Source organism: Streptomyces sp. CB01201, assembly GCF_002803085.1.
Classification (GTDB): Bacteria; Actinomycetota; Actinomycetes; order Streptomycetales; family Streptomycetaceae; genus Streptomyces; species Streptomyces hundungensis.
Map to the genome: position 1 here is coordinate 421519 of NZ_NNBJ01000005.1, position 17570 is coordinate 439088.

Genomic DNA, 17570 nt, shown 5'->3' on the forward strand with positions numbered 1-17570 from the left:
CCGCCGGTCCCCGCCGGCCCGCCGGGACGGCTCAGGCGCCCCCGGCCCCCGGGGCGGGCCGGGTGAGGACGCGGCGGAGCCAGCGGGTGCGGGCGCCCAGCGCCTCCCGGCTGAGCGCCGCCCGGGGTGCGACGGTGTCGAAGCCGTGGAACGCGCCGGGCCACACGTGCAGTTCGGCCTCGCCGCCTGCCCTCCAGATCCCCTGGGCGTAGGCGACGACCTCGTCCCGTAAGGTCTCGGCCGACCCGACGTCGAGGTACGCCGGCGGCAGCCCCGACAGATCGGTCGCACGCGCCGGTGCCGCATACGGCGAGAGGTCGACGGCTCCGTACAAATCGCCCAACAGGGCCTGCCAGGCTGTGGAGTTGGAGGTCCGGTCCCAGGGGTCGAACCCGGCCGGCCGATGGCTGGAGAGGGTGCCGTCGCGGTCGTCGAGCATCGGGGACAGGAGCAGCTGCCCGACCGGTTCGGGGCCGCCCCGGTCGCGGGCGAGCAGCGCGAGCGCCGCGGCCAGGCCGCCGCCGGCACTCTTGCCCGCGAGGACGATCCGGCCCGCGTCGACGCCCAGCGCATCCGCGTGCTCGGCCACCCACCCGAGCCCCGCGCGACAGGCCTCGACCGGGACGGGATACCGCGACCGCGGCGCCAGCGGGTACTCGACGGAGACGACGGCCAAGCCCAGCGGGAGGGCCCACTCGCGCAGCACCCGGGGAAGCACGGACCAGGCGTTGCCCATGATCATGCCGCCGCCGTGCAGGTAGTAGAGCAACGGAAGCGGCCCGGCGAGCCCGGCGGGCCGCGCGCCGACCAGCGTCACGTCCGGCCCGCCCGACTGCCCCGGCACACGCAGCTCGCGCACCTCGAAGCGGCCGCCGGCGGCGAGGTCGCCGGCCGTCGGCCGGGGCCGGGCGCGGGCGTCGAGGCGCTGCCGTTCCGCGAGGTTGTCGGCGGTGATCGGCTCCCTTGCCGCCGCCCCCAACGCGGCGAGCGCCAGGCCCAGTTCGGGGTCCAAGGGGGGTGCGGTGCGGGCGGCGATCGGCACGTCCGAGCCGGGCGTGGGCGTGCGTGCTCGATCCATACCGCGCAGTAAATCACCGGTGCCCGGGACATCCGCGCCCCGGCGGCCGACCGGACCGCGACCGACCCGCCGCGCGTGGCCCCACCGCGACCGGCGCCACCGCGACCGACCCCGCCGTGTGCGGCCCCGCTGCCGTCGGCCCGCCGGCGAGCGGCCGGAATCACGCTTCAAAGACGATTATTTGACGCGATTCATAGGTCTGGTCAGTATGTTTCGCCGTATGCCCTTCACGCGCCCGCGCCCGCCCGCATCCCCGTTCACCCGTGTCCTCAAGTTTCTCGGGGTCAGCGCTCTGGCGGGCGGCATGGCCGCCGGGATCGCGCTGCCGGTCGCGGGGGCGCTAGGCGTGGGGGCCAAATCGGCGGCCGAGAGCTTCAACAACCTGCCCGATGAGTTCAAGACACCCCCGCTGTCCCAGGCGTCCCAGATATACGACGCCGACGGCGGGCTCATCGCCACCGTCTACGACCGCGACCGCACCGTCATACCCGCGGAACAGATCGCCCCGGTGATGCGCAAGGCGCTCGTCGACATCGAGGACAACCGCTTCTACCAGCACGGAGCCGTCGACCTCCAGGGCGTGCTGCGCGCCCTCAACAAGAACGCGGCCAGCGGTGCCGTGTCCCAGGGCGCGTCCACCCTCACCCAGCAGTACGTGAAGAACGTCTTCGTCGAGCAGGCCGGCAGTGACCAGAAGGCGGTGCTCGAAGCCCAGCGCCAGACCATCGGGCGCAAGATCCAGGAACTGCGCTACGCGATCGAGCTGGAGCAGACGCTGCCCAAGGACCAGATCCTCACCAACTACCTCAACATCACGTTCTTCGGCGAGCAGGCCTACGGCATCGAGGCCGCCGCCGAGCGCTACTTCAGCGTCCACGCCAAGGACCTCTCGCTGCCCCAGGCCGCCCTCCTCGCCGGGCTCGTCCAGTCGCCGTCCATGTACGACCCGGTCACCAACGCCCGGCTTGCCAAACAGCGCCGCGACACCGTCCTGAACAAGATGGCCCAGTACGGTTCGATCACCACCGCACAGGCCCAGCAGGCCATCGCCGTACCGATCAGGCTCAAGGTCAGCAAGCCACGCCAGGGCTGCATCACCGCCCACCAGGGCGAGGGCTTCTTCTGCGACTACGTGCACAGGATCGTCCTGACCGACCCGGCCTTCGGCAGGACGGCGACCGACCGGCGGGCGCTGTGGAGCAGGGGCGGCCTCCAGATCCACACCACCCTGTCGCCCAAGGCGCAGAAGGCCCTACAGGATTCGGTCACCTCGCACGCGTACACCACGGACGACGCCGCCGCCGTGATGAGCCTCGTCCAGCCCGGCACCGGCAAGATCGTCGCGATGGGGCAGAGCCGCGACTACGGCCTGGGTGACCACCAGACGGAGATCAACCTCAACGTCGGCACGAACATGGGGGGCGGCCTCGGCTTCCCCACCGGCTCCACGTTCAAGCCGATCGTCGCCGCCGCGGCCCTGGAGAAGGGCACCAGCCCCGGCCAGCAGTACCCGGCGCCGTACTCGATGCCCTGGCCCGCCATGTCCGACTGCGCCGGCAACACCTACCCGGAGAACGGCGAGGTCCACAACGACAGCCAGTCCCTGACCGGGCCCTTCGCCATGCCGGACGCCATGGCCCAGTCGGTCAACACCTACTTCGCCCAACTGGAGGCCGACACCGGGCTGTGCGATGTGTCGAAGATGGCCAACGCGCTCGGCATCACGGCACAGGCGGGCGGCACCAAGCTCCAGGTGGTCCCCTCGCTCACGCTGGGCAGCAACGACCTGACCCCGCTGGAGATGGCCAATGTGTACGCGACCTTCGCCAACCACGGCACGTACTGCGCCCCGGTCGCCATCAGCGCGGTGACCAAGCCGGACGGCACGAGCGTCGCCGTGCCGCAGGCCAACTGCCACCAGGTGATGTCCGCGGAGACCGCCGACACCGTGACCACCATGCTGCTCGGCGTCGTCCAGGACGGCACCGGCAAGCCCGCCGGGCTCACCGACCGCGACAGCGCGGGCAAGACCGGAACCACCGACGAGAGCAAGCAGGTCTGGTTCGCCGGATACACCCCCGAACTGGCCGGCGCGGCCGTCGTCAGCGACACCCGGAGCCCGCACGACCTCGACGGCCAGAGCATCGGCGGCGAGACCGTCGGCCAGGCCTTCGGCGGCACCCTCGCCGGACCCGTCTGGCGGGACTCCATCGAGGGCGCGCTCGCCGGACAGCCCGCCGGAACGCTCACCACGACGGCGCTGCCGGGACCCGGCTCCAACGGCTGATCCGGCCCGGATGCCGACCGGCGGGCGCCGCGCCGCCCGGAACTATCGGTCTGTCGTACGAGGCGTCATACCAGAGCGGGACGCTGTGCGTGGAAGTTTGCCAACTGCGCACCGAGGGTGATGGATTGAACACTACGGTGAGTGGTCGACGATCAAAGTGGGCCCTGCAAAAGCCGAGTTGGGCCCGCCCCCTGGATCCCCGAGACCCCACGCACCGAGGACGCCGATGTCTCACCTCCGCGCACCCGCAGCGCGGCCGGACCGTCGCGAGGGCGGGCGGCACGGCCGCACCACCACCCGGCCGCAGCAGCCCACCGTCGACGCCGGACGCCCCGCCCCGGGCCGGGCGGCGACGCCCCCCGGGCCGCGCCCGGCACCCGAGTCCCGCATACGTCCGCAGCTGGTGCGCGCCGCCGTACTGCCCGCCACCGTGGCGGTGCTGTGCGGCGCGGCCGCCGTCGCCTTCACCCTGCACTCCACCGGCCGGCACCCCTCACCGGGGCTCTGGGCCATGCTCGCGGGCTTCGCCGCACTCGCCCTCGCGGCCCTGGTCGCGGCCGGGATCGGCGCGGACCGCGCGGCCAAGTCCGTGCTCGGCCGCGCCAACGGACTGCGCCGGGGCAGTGCCCGCTCCGCGGCGGACCTCCGCACGGTCGTGGAGGCGCTGCGGCGTGGCGAGGGGCCGCCCGCGCGCCGGGCTCCGGCCCAACTGCCGCCGGGGGCGGACGAGTTCGAGCTGCTCGCGCACGAGCTGACCCGCTCGCACGACGCGGCCGTGGTGGCCGTGGTGCAGGCGTCCCAGCTCTCCAGCAGCGTCGGCAACGAACAGAAGGTCGAGGTCTTCGTCAACCTCGCGCGCAGGCTGCAATCCCTCGTCCACCGCGAGATCCAGCTCCTGGACGAGCTGGAGAACGAGGTCGAGGACCCCGAGCTGCTCAAGGGCCTCTTCCACGTCGACCACCTCGCCACCCGCATCCGCCGCCACGCCGAGAACCTGGCCGTGCTCGGCGGGGCCATCTCGCGCCGCCAGTGGTCGCACCCCGTCACCATGACCGAGGTCCTGCGGTCCTCGATCGCGGAGGTCGAGCAGTACCCCCGCGTCAAGCTCGTCCCGCCGATCGACGGCACACTGCGCGGCCACGCCGTCGCCGACGTCATCCACCTGCTCGCCGAACTCGTCGAGAACGCGACGGTGTTCAGCGCCCCGCACACACAAGTCCTGTTGCGCGCACAGTTCGTGACGGCGGGTCTGGCCGTCGAGGTCGAGGACCGTGGCCTCGGCATGCCGGTCACCGAGCAGAACAAGATGAACGCGCTGCTCTCCGACCCCGACCAGGTCAACGTGGCCCACCTCTTGCAGGACGGCCGCATCGGACTGTTCGTGGTCTCCGCGCTCGCCCGCAGGCACGGCATCGCGGTACGCCTCCAGACCAACATCTACGGCGGGGTCCAGGCCGTACTGGTGCTGCCGCAGGACCTGTTGGGCGCGGAGCCCGAGGGGCTCCAGCAGCAGGACCACTCCCAGCAGGAGGCGGCGCACAGCCCCGAGCGCGAGAACACCGGCCCGGTCCCGGTGGTCCAGGCACCCGCCGAGGCCGCCCGCCCCGCCGGAGCGACCGCCCCCCTTCCGGCCCCGGCGTCCGCACCCGCGCTCGCTCCCGTCCACCGGGAACCCGTCCACCGGGAACCGGTCCACGGGGAACCCGTGCACCACCCTCCGGTCCATCACGAACCCGCGCACCACGAACCCCCGCGGCCCCAGCCCTTGCACCAGGAGACCTCGCGCCAGGAGCCTCCGCCCCGGCCGTACCTGGCCGAGCCGACCACGGCCGGGCGGGGCAGCGGACCGCTGCCGGTGCGCGGGGCGCACGACGAGCGGCCCAACCCGGCCGCGGCGGCCCCCGGGATCCAGCACGGCGCGGGCCCCGAGCCCGCCGAGCCCCGCCTGATCGCCGCACCCCGGGACCGGAACGGAGCCGTGCGGGGCACCATGGGCCGCCCCGACCTGCCCCGGCGGCGTAGCCAGGAACACCTCGTACCCCAGCTGCGGGACGCACCCGCACCCCGCAGGAGCGATGAACAGGCCCTGCACGACCCGGGGTTGATGGCCGCGTTCCAGCGGGGCATCGGACTCGCCGAGGCGCAGCAGAGCACCACAGCACAGTCGATCCACCCCTCCCCCCAGGCGCTCCAGTCGGAAACTGACGCCGAACACTCCAAGGAGTAGATGCACCATGGCGAGCGATGCGCCGACCGGACACGTCTCGGACCTCGACTGGCTGCTGAGCGGACTGGTCCAGCGGGTGCCCTACACCCGTAACGCGGTTCTGCTCTCCTCCGACGGACTGGTGAAATCCGTCCACGGTCTGGACACCGACAGCGCCGACCACATGGCGGCCCTCGCCTCCGGCCTGTATTCGCTCGGCCGCAGCGCGGGAGCGCGCTTCGGCGACGGGGGCGAGGTGCGGCAGGTCGTGGTGGAGCTCGACTCCACCCTGCTCTTCGTGTCCACCGCCGGTTCGGGCACCTGTCTCGCGGTCCTCGCCGGCCGGGAGGCCGACGCGGCGGTCCTCGGCTACGAGATGGCCATGCTCGTGAAGAGCGTACGACCGTACCTGGTGACCCCGGCCAGGCAGGGCGCGGGAACCCCCAGCGGCCTGAGGAGCTGACCGTGGTGGCCCCGCAGGACGGGCCCTGGCTCGACGACGCGGCCGGACGGCTGATCCGGCCCTACACGGTGAGCAACGGCCGCACCCGGCCGAGCGCGACACTGGACCTCCTCTCCCAGGTCATGGCCACCGGCGCCATTCCCCAGACCCATCTGGGTCCCGAGCACTCGCAGGCACTCGGCCTGTGCAAGGGGCCCACTTCGGTGGCGGAGATCTCGGCCCACCTACGGTTGCCGGCCGTCGTCACCAAAGTGCTCCTGTCCGACCTGGTGGACTGCGGGGCGGTGACCGCACGGGCCCCCCGCCTCTCCCACACACCCACCGACCGATCTCTGCTGGAGGCAGTGCTCGATGGCCTACGACGACGGCTTTGACGCCCTGCCCGCCAGGGACGCCGGGGACCTGTTCCCGACCGCGCTGAAGATTCTCGTCGCGGGCGGGTTCGGGGTCGGCAAGACGACCTTTGTCGGAGCGGTCAGCGAGATCGAACCGCTCTCCACCGAAGAACTCCTCACCACGGTCAGCGCGGCCCACGACAGCCTGGAAGGAATCGAGTCCAAGACCACCACCACGGTCGCCATGGACTTCGGCCGCATCACGCTCGACGACCGCCATGTGCTCTACCTGTTCGGCACGCCGGGACAGGAGCGCTTCTGGTTCATGTGGGACGAGTTGTCCGAAGGAGCGCTCGGTGCGGTGATCCTCGCCGACACCCGGCGGCTCGACGAATGCTTCTGTGCCGTCGACTTCTTCGAGCGCCGGGGCATCGGATTCCTCGTCGCCGTCAACGAGTTCGACGGCTCCTACCGCTACGACCCGGAGGAGGTGCGGGCCGCCATAGACCTCAAGCCCGAGGTCCCCGTCGTGCTCTGCGACGCCCGCATCGGCAGCTCCGGCATCCGCACGCTGGTCACCCTGGTCCAGCACCTGCTCGCCACCATCCCGGCAGCCACCAGCCCTGGAGCCTGACAATGACGTACGACCCGACCGGACATCTGCTGCTCACCCCCGTCGACCGCGAGGCACCGGTCCGTGTCCAGCGGCTGCGCCAGCTGGGCATGGGGGAGCGGCCCGACCCGGCCTTCGACGAGTTCGCGCACAAGCTCGCGGAGGTGACCGGAGCCCCCTTCTCGATGGTCAACTTCATCGACGAGAACCAGCAGTTCTTCGCCGGCCTGCACACCCCCGACGGCTCCCACAACGGCTCGGACCTGAACGCGGCGGCCGTCTCCGGCGGGGTCAGCCGGATCATGGCGCGCGACCACGGCTACTGCCCGCACGTCGTGGTCCGCCGCAAGGCGCTCGTCCTGGAGGACGTGTGCGACTACCCGCGTTTCGCCGGCAACCCGGTGGTGGACGAGATCGGCATCCGCTCCTATCTCGGGGCACCGCTCATCGACCGCACCGGCATCGCACTCGGCACGATCTGCGTGGTGGACACCGAGCCCCGGCCCTGGGGCAGGGCCGGCCTTGAGACGATCAAGTCGATGGCGGCGGAGCTGATCGAGCAGATTCACCGCCGCGAGGACGGCCGGTTCTGAGCCGTCCCCGCGAGGCGTCCGCCGTCAGTGGGCCGTGGCCATCTCCTGCATGCGCAGGAGTTCGGAGAGCCGCTGCGACCACTGGCCCTTCGCGGTGCCGAGTGCCACCTCGGCCAGCCGCAGGAGCTGTACGTCGGAGGTACCGGCCGGGGCGAAGATGTGGTGGGCGTCGCGCAGATACCGCTCGATGGGGCGGTCGGTGAACAGACCGGCCGCCGCATGGATCTCCATGGCATTGCGCGCGGAATCCAGCGCCGACTCCACGTTGACGACCTTGGCGTTCATGAGTTCGGCGTCGCACGGCAGCCCCTGGTCGAGCAGCTGGACCGCGTGGTAGGCGACGAGCCGGGCCGTCATCACCCGGGACTGCAACTGTCCCAACTTGATTTTGATGTTGGGCAGTTCGTGCAACGGCTTGCCATAACGGATCCGTTCCGCGCAGAACCTGGTGGTCTCTTCAAGGATCGCCTGATGGATGCCGAGCGACACGGCGGTGAGGTTGGCCCGCCCGTACAGGACGCTGGAGGAGTACGCGACGGCCAGGCCGTCCCCCTCCTCGCCCAGCCGATTGGCTGCCGGCACACGGCAGTTGTCGAAACGGACCTCGCCGAAGCTGAAGCCGTGCAGCCCCATCGCCTCGCGGTGCTCGCCCAGCGAGAAGCCGGGACGGTCGGACTCGACGAGGAAGGCGGAGAGGCCCCTGGAGCCCGGTCCGGTGCGCAGGACCACACCATGGAGATCGCCCACATGACTGTTGCCCACATAGACTTTTCGGCCATTGAGTACGTAATCGTCGCCATCGCGGACCGCGCTCGCGGCCATGCCCAGGACATGGCCGCCCGACTCGGGTTCGGTGACCGCGATCGTCGGCAGGCACACGCCCGCGGCGACGGCGGGCAGCCAGCACTTCCTCTGTTCCTCGTTCCCGAAATGCACGATCTTGGCGACGCCGAGCTGGGAGGCCTGGACCATGGCCCCCATCGCGCCGCTCACCCGGGACAGCTCCTCGATGATGATGGTCTTGCCGAGGTGTCCCACGCCCATCCCGCCGTACGCGGGGCTGACGGTGGCCCCTATCCAGCCCTGCCGCGCGATGAGCCGCGACAGCTCGTGCTGGACGGTGCGGGCCGCCTCCATCTCGGCGATCCGCGGCCTTACCTCGCGTTCCGCGAAGTGCCTTACGTCGTCCCTGAGTTGCTGGTGCAGTCGGCTGTTGAAGTATCCGTCCATCCCGCGAGCCCTCCTCCGCGAAACGCCTGCACCGGGTGGCCCCGGCAGGTGGTGCATCGGCAGTGGTCCCTCCCGAAGAGGCCGGCCTCCTCGTACCGTGAAGCGACTTCGCCCTGTGCGACTTCGTCTCGTGTGCCATCCGCTGTCAACTATGGCCAGAAAAAGGCGAGTTGACGTTTGGATGGCGATGTGTTGTGTGTGCCCCGGCCTGTTCGGTCCCAGTCGATTGCATCCCCTTCACACAACTTTCTGCCACACGGCAACGGCAAAGGTTTCGTGGGCAAGTGGCACTGAGGGCCAGGAAGCGGAATCAGATGGACACGGTCATGACATCTGAGGACAGGTGCAGAACCGATTCGGCTTCGACTTCGACGAAATGTGTCGCGGTTTCACGCCTGTGGGTGATGTCGCGCACCCCGCGCCACCCCGCCGACCAGCACTTTCCGTCGCCTGGGGTGGCGTCGGGTGGCGGACGGCACGGGCCCGGCAGGGTGCGTTCCCGGGGCAGGGGGCGTCGGCCCCTCGCGACCGGAATCTGTGCGGTGTCCGCTCTCGCATGGCTGACCTGGGGTTTCTTGGTGACGCTCGCCGTGATCGGAATGCCGTGGTCCGGCGGCGGAGCGTCCCGCTCCGGGCGGCCGGGCGCGAGACACCACCTCGTGCGGCCGCCCGGCGCGGCCGAGGGCGAGCGCTGCGGGCTCCCCTCGTGATCAGCAACTACCGCCCGGTGTGCGGGAGTCCACGCCCTTGGCAAGGGGGGCCGGGGCCATTTCCTTGTGGCGTCGGTGGCGCCGGGCGAGGGCGCGTTGAGGTGCGAGGTGGCGTGCACGGTGCGTAAAAGGGGTGCGGGGCGCTCGCGGGAGCGCGCGATGCGGAATTCCCCGCCCGGTGGACGGGCCCGACGGGGCGCCGTCGCCACCCGGACCAGCGTCGACGGAATCCGGCCAGGATCGCAGCGGCGATACGGGCGGTGGTCGTGGGGCTTTCGCCGGGTTGCGGGGTGGGGCGGTGGGGTGAGGTGTGGGGAAGTGGTGAGGAATCCGGCCAGGGAGCGGCAGGGCCGGGGCCGGGCTGAGCCTTGGGCGTGGGGGAGTGGCCGGTGGCTCGGGCGGGGGTGGTGCCGATGCCCGCATCGGTCACCGATTCTGGCGCCGGCGCCGGGGGAGTGCGCGGGTTCGGTCGGCGGGGTCCTGCGGCGCCGGCCGGGTGGCGGTGGGGGTGCGGCTCTGCCCGGGTGGGGTTGCGTGGTCTTCCGGTGCCGTCGAGGCCGCGGGGTCTGCCAGGTGTAGGGGCGGCGGCTCTGTGGGCCGCGCGGCGGGCCACCCGGTGGAGGTCGGCGGCTCAGGTGGGTCTTCGCGGTCCGCTGCGGCGGCTCGGGTGGGCTTCGCGGTCTGGTTCGGCGGCTCGGGTGGGGCCGCCGGGTGGGGTCGGTTCGTCGGCTGCGACGATGCAACGGCCGTCTTCGCCCGCCGCGCGCAACAGCCGTGCGGCGCGCCGGGGGACGGCCGGGCCCGCTCGCCGACCGGTGCGTCGCGCGCCTGGCCGCCGCCCGAGGGGCCCGATGGTCCGTGGTCCCTGGTCCGTGATCGCTGTCCCTGGTCCTCGGTCCTGGTCCCTGGCCCTGGCTCGGCGCCCGCCGTTTGCGGCAACACAGCCCGACGAGAAGGAAGTTGACATGACCGACCTCCGTATCGGCGTCATCGGATACGGGATGCGCGGCAGTATCGCGCGCACCGCACACCGCCCCGGCCGCGGCTCCGTCGTCGCCGCCGTCGCCGACCCCGACCCCCTGGCCCGCGCGGCCGCGGCCGCCGCCTTCCCCGGCGCGCTCGTCCTGGCCGACCACCGCGAGGTCATCGACGCGCCCAACCTCGACGCCGTACTCGTCCTCACCCCCGACCACACCCACGCCGACCTCACCCGCGCCGCGCTGCTCGCCGGGAAGCCGGTCTTCGTCGAGAAGCCCCTGGACATCACGGTCGAGCGCTGCGACGAGATCCTGCGCACGGCGCGCGAGTCCGGCACGCGCCTCTACGTGGGCCACAACATGCGCCACATGCCCGTGGTGCGCATGATGCGCGACCTGATCACCCGCGGGGCCATCGGCACGGTCAAGACGGTGTGGGTACGCCATTTCGTGGGATACGGCGGTGACTGGTACTTCAAGGACTGGCACGCCGAGCGCCGCTACACCACCGGCCTCCTGCTCCAGAAGGCCGCGCACGACATCGACGTGGTGCACTGGCTGTCCGGCGGCTACGCCCGCGACGTCCAGGCCATGGGCGATCTGATGGTGTACGGCGACAACCCGCACCGCCGGGCGCCCGGCGAACCCAAGACCGACGACTGGTACACCGAGGACGGCCACTGGCCGCCGCACACCCAGCGCGCGCTCAACCCGGTGATCGACGTCGAGGACGTCTCGCTGCTCAACATGCGCCTCGACAACGGTGTCCTCGCCTCGTACCAGCAGTGTCACTTCACCCCGGACTACTGGCGCAACTACACCGTCATCGGTGACGCGGGCCGCCTGGAGAACTTCGGCGACGGCCCCGGCGGCCAGGTGAAGGTGTGGAACTCCCGGCGCTCCGAGTACCGCGCCGAGCCCGACGAGACGTACGCCATCCCCGACGCCCCGGACGACGAAGGCCACGCCGGAGCGGATCCGATGATCATCGACGAGTTCCTGCGCTTCGTGCGCGGCGGGGGCCTCACCGACACCTCGCCGGTCGCCGCCCGCATGGCGGTCGCGGCGGGCTGCGAAGCGACGGCCTCGCTGCGGAACGGGGGCGTCCCGCGTCAGGTGCCCCGGCTCGACCCGGACCTCGCGGCGTACTTCGAGCGGGGCCAGCGGTAGCCCACGGGGGCCGGGGCCGCGGGGCCCGGTTTTCCGGCGCGCTGTCGGCGGCGCGGCGTACGGTTTCCCCATGGCCACCGCCGACGACGTACGCCGCATCGCGCTCGGGCTTCCCGAGGCGACGGAGAAGCCCGCCTGGGGCAAGCCCACCTTTCGGGTCGCGGGCAAGATCTTCGCCTCGCTGGGTGACGACGACGCCTGGATGGGCGTGAAATGCCCGAAGGGGGACCGGGACGAGCTGATCGCGGCCGAGCCCGACAAGTTCTTCCTGCGGGAGGGACACGACGACAACTACGCGTGGCTGAGGGTGCGGCTCGCCGCGCTCACCGGCGACGACGAGCTGTCCGCGATCCTGATCGACTCCTGGCGCCAGGCCGCGCCCCGCAGGCTGCTGGACGCCCACCCCGCGCCGGGGGCGTAGGCAGCCGCCGGGACCTGACGCGAAAGGGGTTCGTGACCACCCGGGGAAGTGCGGTATTGTTCTCATGCACGAACGGCCGGGGGAAACCCCAGGTCAGACGGGCATCGGGACGTGGCGCAGCTTGGTAGCGCACTTGACTGGGGGTCAAGGGGTCGCAGGTTCAAATCCTGTCGTCCCGACTCGAAGGAGTCGCAGATCAGGGCCGGTATCGGAGACATCCGATACCGGCCCTTGATCGTTCTTGGGGACCAGTTGGGGACCAGAGACCTTGACCGATGTCAGCGGGTCATGGCGATGGGGCTCGGCAGGGTCCGGGGGGCGCGCAGCACGTTCATGTGTGCGGAGAACGCGGCCCCCGCAGCTGTGATCTTGTGTACGTCGGGGTGCAGGTAGCGCTGGGTGGTGGTCAGGGAGCCGTGGCCGGCGATCCTGCGCAGGACGTGCACCTGGACTCCGGCGTCGGCGAACCAGGTCAGTCCGGTGTGGCGGAGATCGTGGCGTCGCAGGTGTTCGTAGCCGAGCTTGGCGACCACGTCGTCCCAGTGGGTGGCGTCGCGCAGGACCGCGGTGGAGATACGTCCGCCGCGTGGGCCGGTGAACAGGCGGGCATCGGGATTCGGGCCGGCGGACAGGACGCGCTCGGCGACGAGGGGGCGGATCTCCTCGACGATGGGAACCTTGCGGGCCCGCTCGCCCTTGGTGCCCTTGTCGGTCAGCCCCCCGGGCGCGGGTGTGGACTGTCGCCGCACGGTCCAGATCCACTGGTTGGTGTCGATGTCCCCGACGCGGCAGCCTGAGAGCTCCCCGATCCGTGCGGCGGTGCATGCCGCGAAGACGACGACGTCTCCCCAGCCGCGGTACTGGTCGTGAGAGGCGGCCACCAGCGCGTCGGCCAGGGCGACGAGGGTCTCCCAGTCGGGCAGGGCCAGCGCCCGTGGGTCGAGGAGTTCGTCCTCGGCCTGCTTGTAGAGCTCCTGCCAGCCGGTCACCCGGGCCGGGTTCACCTTGATGATGCCGTCCCGGACTGCCTGCTCCATGACGCGGACCAGGACCGCGATGGTGTTCTTCACCGTCGAGCGGCTGTGCTCGTCGGCGATCCAGTTCTGCACGCTGCGGTCGACGACACCGTTGGTGATCATCCTTACCGCGAGGTGGCCCAGGGCGGGGACCACACGCGTCCGCCATCCCGCGAGATACGGGTCGAGGGTCTTCAGTTCCAGGCCACGAAGGGCGAGATCCATGTTCGCGTCGCCGTATTCGGCGAGCTTCATGGTGGCCAGTGACGGGGACAAGCCGGCCTGTGCGGCTTCGATGATGTCTTGGAGCCACTCCTGTGCCCCGTCCTCATCCGCCTTTCCCTCCGACAGGGACAGGCGCCGTTTCGTAGCCGGATCGAACCAGCGGACGCGAGCACGGTAGGGATTGGGGCGATCGGGCCGGTACTCGATGTCGGTGGAGAGCGGGACACCGACCGGAACAGAGGCCTTGTCGGCCATCAGGCTTCCCCGCCCGGCACGGTCCGGCGGCTGCGCAGCCATTCCTCCGCGTCAAGTGCGCTGTACATGACGACGCGTTCCGAAATGGAGACAAACGGCGGACCCTGCGGCGGTCGAGTGGTGCGCCAGCGACGCAGGATTGAGGCGTCCACCCGGAGGCAGGCGGCTAGGTCACTAGTTGAATACCAGCCGTTGGCCGCGATCGTTGAACGGCTGCCCGCGCCATCCTCCTTCCCGTAAGACTGGTGATTTGTGGAATCTGTTATCGGTTCGAGGGGCAAGTGAGGTGGATCTCCGAGCGATATGGAGCACCAGACAGATACAGGAGGAGAGCGCCGGCTACGGATGACACGGAGTACAGGCGGGATGCCAGATCCGAAGCACGCGTGAGTTATCGCCTATGGATCGGTCTGCGGTGGTGCTCACGTCAGACAATGAACATCAATCGTCTGTGGAAACGCCGGTTTGGCTAACCGGCGATGTGCGGCTATGTTTCTCTCGCTCACGACGAGGTTCCGGGTCGGTCTCATGAGGTTGAGATGGCGCGTGACGCTCGTTCTGATGCGTGTCGAGAATGTTGCATCGTTGTCCAGGCGGCCAGTTGGCCGAGGATTCGAGGCACGGGTGCCGCTGACTTCGTGGGGCCGAGTATCTGCGGCCAGCTGCGTAGATTTGAGCGGCTAAGAAGTCATCTCATTTGGCAGTGTTCTTGTTGCATGGGACGTCTGCCAGGCCCTTGAGAAGCGGATGCCGGCCGAGCAACGACGGCTGGCGCACCAGAGGGTGACGGCCGCATCGGGCTTCATGCGGGCAGTGGAGGTGTCCTGATCGGTTCCCCGGTGACTGATCCGACCGGCAGCGGTGAACAGTTCGATCCTGCCCGACTCGTCGTGGCGTTACTGGAGCGCGGTAGCAAGACCAACTGCCAGAAGGAAAACTGCGAGAAAGGCGGCTACGGCGGCAGCGGCGACCGATGCCACTAGATGAAATCGGTTGTTCGACACGCCTTCCTCGGTGTTGGCCAGCGACGGCCGAGCCGGGTCATAGAGGATGATCACGTCCTGTCCTGAACCGGCTCCCGTGCCCGAGAGTATGGAAGATTCTCCGCTGTATGTGACCCCCTCGACCTCGTAGTCGAAGTGCACGGACACACCGCCGTCGAAAACCTGAAGATAGCTGCAGCGTGCGGTGGTTCGGATGCCGACGCTGCTCAGACGCCTACCCTTACGCCACGCCTTCAACAGATAGAACGCCACGGCAGCCAGGCCCACCGCCACAGCTCCGTAGAACGCCAGCGCCACAAGGTTTTGCGTTGTCATGCACGTCTCCCCGCCCGGGACTCGATGTCTCATCGTGCCCGGGGTGCCGAGTTCTGCAACCCCTTGAGTCGCCATTTCAGTTGGCGGGATCTTGCGGCAGCCTGGAGTGACGGCTGCTGGGGCGGGGCCGGTTCAACCCCTGCTCTCGCTCCCAGCGCAGTCCCCGCGGATCACAGCGGGCGGGTGTACATCTTCCGGTGGGCGAAGGTGCGGTATCCGGCGCGCTGGAATGCTCTGGCCATGCCGATGTTGCCCGCGTCGCAGTCTCCACGGATCGCGTCGAAGCCCGCGTCGAGGAGCACACGCGTACCCCGGGCGACGGCCGCGGTGGCGTAGCCGCGGCCCCGGCCGATTTTCGCGACCGCGACCAGACCGATCACCGCCGAGCTGGCCGTACGCGCCGGCATGCTGATGGCCACGGGGGTTCCCTCGGCGTCGTAACCGATCTCGAACCAGCCGGGCTGGTGGTCCATCTCCAGCATGCCGGCCACCTGCCGTTCAGCAGCACCGCGTAGGCCGTGCTCGGCGACCTCGGTCTGAAAGATCGAGTCCGCGGTGTCGGTGAACGTGTCGGCCAGCAGCTCCACGAACGGCGCCTCACCCAGGTCCGCCAGAGGACGCCAGTGCAGCCGTTCGTCCTGCGCCGGCAACGCGTCGCCCGCAGAGCGTTCGTACCGAATGCCGTCACGGGCGACGATGAACCCGGCGTCGGCAAGCAGTGCCTGGCGCAGCTGCGGATCGCGTTGAAACTGGGGAGCCTGGGCCGGCGTGTCCAGAACGTGCCCCTGATTCGGTGCGCCGAGTGCCCGGGCGCGCTCGGCGGCGGATGCCAGCAGCGCCCGGCCGGTGTCCGGGTCGCCCGGTTCCAGCAGCACGATGTCCATGGGAACGTCGCGTCCGGGAATCGTCCACAGCACGACACAGCCCGCCAACCGGCCCTCGGACTCTGCCACCAGACACCAGTCGGGCCGGGTGCACCCGCTCTCCAGCAAGCCTGTCAGGTAGGCGGCCGTGGCGGTATTGCGTGGGGCGTCATCGGGAAAGGTCACCAGCGCGGGTAGTTCGTCGGGACGGGCCGTACGGATGGCGAGCAAGATAAGGACCCTTCCCATCGGTCTGCGGCGAACACGCCAGGTGCCCGTGGGGGAGGGCGTACGTCCATCGCGCAGCATCACCCCCTATCGGCACAGTGCGTGCCGTTGTGGATCGTGCCTTCCTTTCGGGATGGCGTCAACGGCACGTACTGTGCCGATAGGCTCGACGGCGTGACAGACCCACCCACCGCCCCGCGGCGCCGGGGCGCCGCGCGGACCGCGGACCTTCTGCGCGTCACGCTCGACCTCGCAGTCGAGACCGGCTACGGATCACTCACCATGGAGGCGGTGGCCCGTAAAGCAGGGGTGGGAAAGCACACCATCTACCGGCGCTGGCCGTCCAAGCCTGTGCTGATCATGGACGCGCTCGGCCATGTGTGGATCAGTGACCTCAACTACCGCGACACCGGCGACCTTCGGGCGGACCTGCGCGAGCAGTTCCTGCGCTCCAGCACAGCCCTGGCAGAGCCGCCCATCGGCCCCGTCTACCGCGCAGCCATCGCCGAGGCGCAAGCCGATCCCTCCCTGCGCGATGCACTTCACCAACGCTTCCTCGCCACCGTCGAAGAGCGCACCCTCGACCGCATCACACGTGCTCAGCGCGCGGGAGAACTCACCACGGACACAGACCTGACCTTCCCCGCCGAGGTCCTGTGCGGAGCTCTGTACTACCGACACCTGCTCTCGACCAGACCCATCGGCGCTGCCGAGGTCGACGCCTTGCTGGACATGTTCCTCGCCGCCTACGGCACCCAACACCCCGGTCCCGGGCCGGGGTATGGTTCGCGTTGATCTTCTCCTGGGATGGGGCGGCCTTGGCGACCTGGCGCCCGACTCGCCGATTTGACCTGGCCGGGCGTCCAATTCCCGCACGCAATTGCGGAGACGGCTCGCGGATCGCGGCGAGCCGCTCGCCCTCGTTTTCGATGCGCGCCAGGATCCGACGGACACTGGCATGGCGTCTCAGAGGCCGTCTCAACTGGCTTGGTCACTAGGCTGACCGCCGTGATGGCCATGGTGGAGCGGTTGGTGCCGGACGAGTTGTGGGTGTTGTTCCAGCGGGTGGTGCCGGAGGCGCCGTCGCGGCCTCGGTGGTGGGCGGCGACGGCACGGCGACCGGGAGGTGCTGGCCGCGATCGTATTCGTGGCCACAGCGGGTTGTACCTGGCAGCAGGTGCCGTCGGCGTCGTTCGGGCCGTCGGGTGCGACGGCCCACCGGCGGTTCCCGGAGTGGTCGAAGGCCAGGGCGTGGGCCAAGCTCCACCGCCCGGTCCTCGACGAACTTGGTGCTCGTGGGGAGCTGGGCTGGTCTCGTTGCGCGATCTGACTCGGTGAACATGCGGGCCCTGAAAAGGGGGACCTGACGAGTCCTAATCCTGTCGACCGGGGCAAATAAGGGTCGAAGGTCCACTTGATCACCGAGCGATCCAGTCTGCCTCTGTCTGCATTTCCGGTGCCAACCTGCACGACAGCCAGGCCCTTGTCCCGCTCGTGACTCACCAAATGAGATGTCTTCTACTGATCTTTTCGTAAGTTTGGTGGGTGTGGTGGCGGTTTAGGTGGGACGCTGTCGGGATG

14 protein-coding genes, 1 tRNA gene and 2 pseudogenes are annotated in these 17570 nt (G+C 70.0%); 11 read left to right on the forward strand and 6 right to left on the reverse strand.

From position 1 onward, the window contains the following. Window positions 1-31: 31 nt before the first annotated feature. Entirely contained in the window at window positions 32-1078 is a 1047-nt protein-coding gene (locus CG740_RS14010; protein ID WP_100575402.1) for an alpha/beta hydrolase, read from the reverse strand. Window positions 1079-1298: 220 nt separating this feature from the next. On the opposite strand from CG740_RS14010, the gene CG740_RS14015 reads away from it, so the two are divergent. The 6 genes from CG740_RS14015 (at window position 1299) to CG740_RS14040 (ending at window position 7575) form a co-directional block, all read left to right on the forward strand. Next, window positions 1299-3365: a transglycosylase domain-containing protein gene (locus tag CG740_RS14015; protein WP_159030293.1), complete on the forward strand. Its 2067-nt coding sequence runs from the start codon at window positions 1299-1301 to the stop codon at window positions 3363-3365. A gap of 226 nt (window positions 3366-3591) precedes the next feature. Continuing rightward, entirely contained in the window at window positions 3592-5592 is a 2001-nt protein-coding gene (locus CG740_RS14020) for a sensor histidine kinase (RefSeq protein ID WP_100575404.1), read from the forward strand. Window positions 5593-5599: 7 nt separating this feature from the next. Beyond that, on the forward strand, window positions 5600-6034 hold the full coding sequence (locus CG740_RS14025; RefSeq protein WP_053730984.1) for a roadblock/LC7 domain-containing protein: 435 nt from the start codon (window positions 5600-5602) through the stop codon (window positions 6032-6034). Between the two features lie 2 nt (window positions 6035-6036). Continuing rightward, window positions 6037-6408, forward strand: a complete 372-nt coding sequence (locus CG740_RS14030; protein ID WP_100575405.1) for a DUF742 domain-containing protein — start codon at window positions 6037-6039, stop codon at window positions 6406-6408. Continuing rightward, entirely contained in the window at window positions 6386-7003 is a 618-nt protein-coding gene (locus tag CG740_RS14035; RefSeq protein WP_199846436.1) for a GTP-binding protein, read from the forward strand. Before CG740_RS14030 ends, CG740_RS14035 begins: the two co-directional genes overlap by 23 nt. A 2-nt stretch (window positions 7004-7005) precedes the next feature. Next, the gene (locus tag CG740_RS14040) at window positions 7006-7575 is read left to right on the forward strand and encodes a GAF domain-containing protein (RefSeq protein WP_100575406.1); all 570 of its coding nucleotides are present in this window, start codon (window positions 7006-7008) and stop codon (window positions 7573-7575) included. A 24-nt stretch (window positions 7576-7599) separates the two neighbouring features. Here CG740_RS14040 and CG740_RS14045 read toward each other — a convergent pair whose 3' ends face one another. Further along, window positions 7600-8805 (reverse strand): acyl-CoA dehydrogenase family protein, encoded by a 1206-nt coding sequence (locus CG740_RS14045; protein WP_100575407.1) that lies wholly within the window; start codon window positions 8803-8805, stop codon window positions 7600-7602. A 1675-nt stretch (window positions 8806-10480) separates the two neighbouring features. On the opposite strand from CG740_RS14045, the gene CG740_RS14050 reads away from it, so the two are divergent. From CG740_RS14050 to CG740_RS14060, 3 genes are all read left to right on the forward strand, one after another. After that, window positions 10481-11662, forward strand: coding sequence for a Gfo/Idh/MocA family protein (locus CG740_RS14050; protein ID WP_100575408.1), 1182 nt, complete (start codon window positions 10481-10483; stop codon window positions 11660-11662). 70 nt (window positions 11663-11732) lie between these two features. Next, on the forward strand, window positions 11733-12083 hold the full coding sequence (locus CG740_RS14055; protein WP_100575409.1) for an MmcQ/YjbR family DNA-binding protein: 351 nt from the start codon (window positions 11733-11735) through the stop codon (window positions 12081-12083). A 105-nt stretch (window positions 12084-12188) separates the two neighbouring features. Then, window positions 12189-12262, forward strand: a tRNA-Pro gene (locus CG740_RS14060). Window positions 12263-12361: 99 nt separating this feature from the next. On the opposite strand, the gene CG740_RS14065 is transcribed toward CG740_RS14060, so the two are convergent. The 3 genes from CG740_RS14065 to CG740_RS14080 all read right to left on the reverse strand — a co-directional run bounded on the left by CG740_RS14065 (window position 12362) and on the right by CG740_RS14080 (window position 15992). Beyond that, window positions 12362-13579 carry a tyrosine-type recombinase/integrase gene (locus tag CG740_RS14065; protein WP_100575410.1) on the reverse strand — a complete coding sequence of 406 codons (1218 nt, stop codon included), beginning with the start codon at window positions 13577-13579 and terminating at the stop codon, window positions 12362-12364. An 896-nt stretch (window positions 13580-14475) separates the two neighbouring features. Further along, window positions 14476-14898, reverse strand: coding sequence for a DUF3592 domain-containing protein (locus tag CG740_RS14075; protein WP_100575411.1), 423 nt, complete (start codon window positions 14896-14898; stop codon window positions 14476-14478). Between the two features lie 170 nt (window positions 14899-15068). Further along, window positions 15069-15992, reverse strand: coding sequence for a GNAT family N-acetyltransferase (locus CG740_RS14080; RefSeq protein WP_100575412.1), 924 nt, complete (start codon window positions 15990-15992; stop codon window positions 15069-15071). Between the two features lie 171 nt (window positions 15993-16163). On the opposite strand from CG740_RS14080, the gene CG740_RS14085 reads away from it, so the two are divergent. Beyond that, on the forward strand, window positions 16164-16784 hold the full coding sequence (locus CG740_RS14085; protein WP_100575413.1) for a TetR/AcrR family transcriptional regulator: 621 nt from the start codon (window positions 16164-16166) through the stop codon (window positions 16782-16784). A 16-nt stretch (window positions 16785-16800) separates the two neighbouring features. Here the strand turns inward: CG740_RS14085 and CG740_RS41885 are convergent. Then, window positions 16801-16971, reverse strand: a pseudogene (locus tag CG740_RS41885) (hypothetical protein); the annotation flags it as partial. Window positions 16972-17000: 29 nt separating this feature from the next. On the opposite strand from CG740_RS41885, the pseudogene CG740_RS14090 reads away from it, so the two are divergent. After that, window positions 17001-17486: pseudogene (locus CG740_RS14090) on the forward strand (transposase); the annotation flags it as partial. Window positions 17487-17570 lie beyond the last annotated feature (84 nt).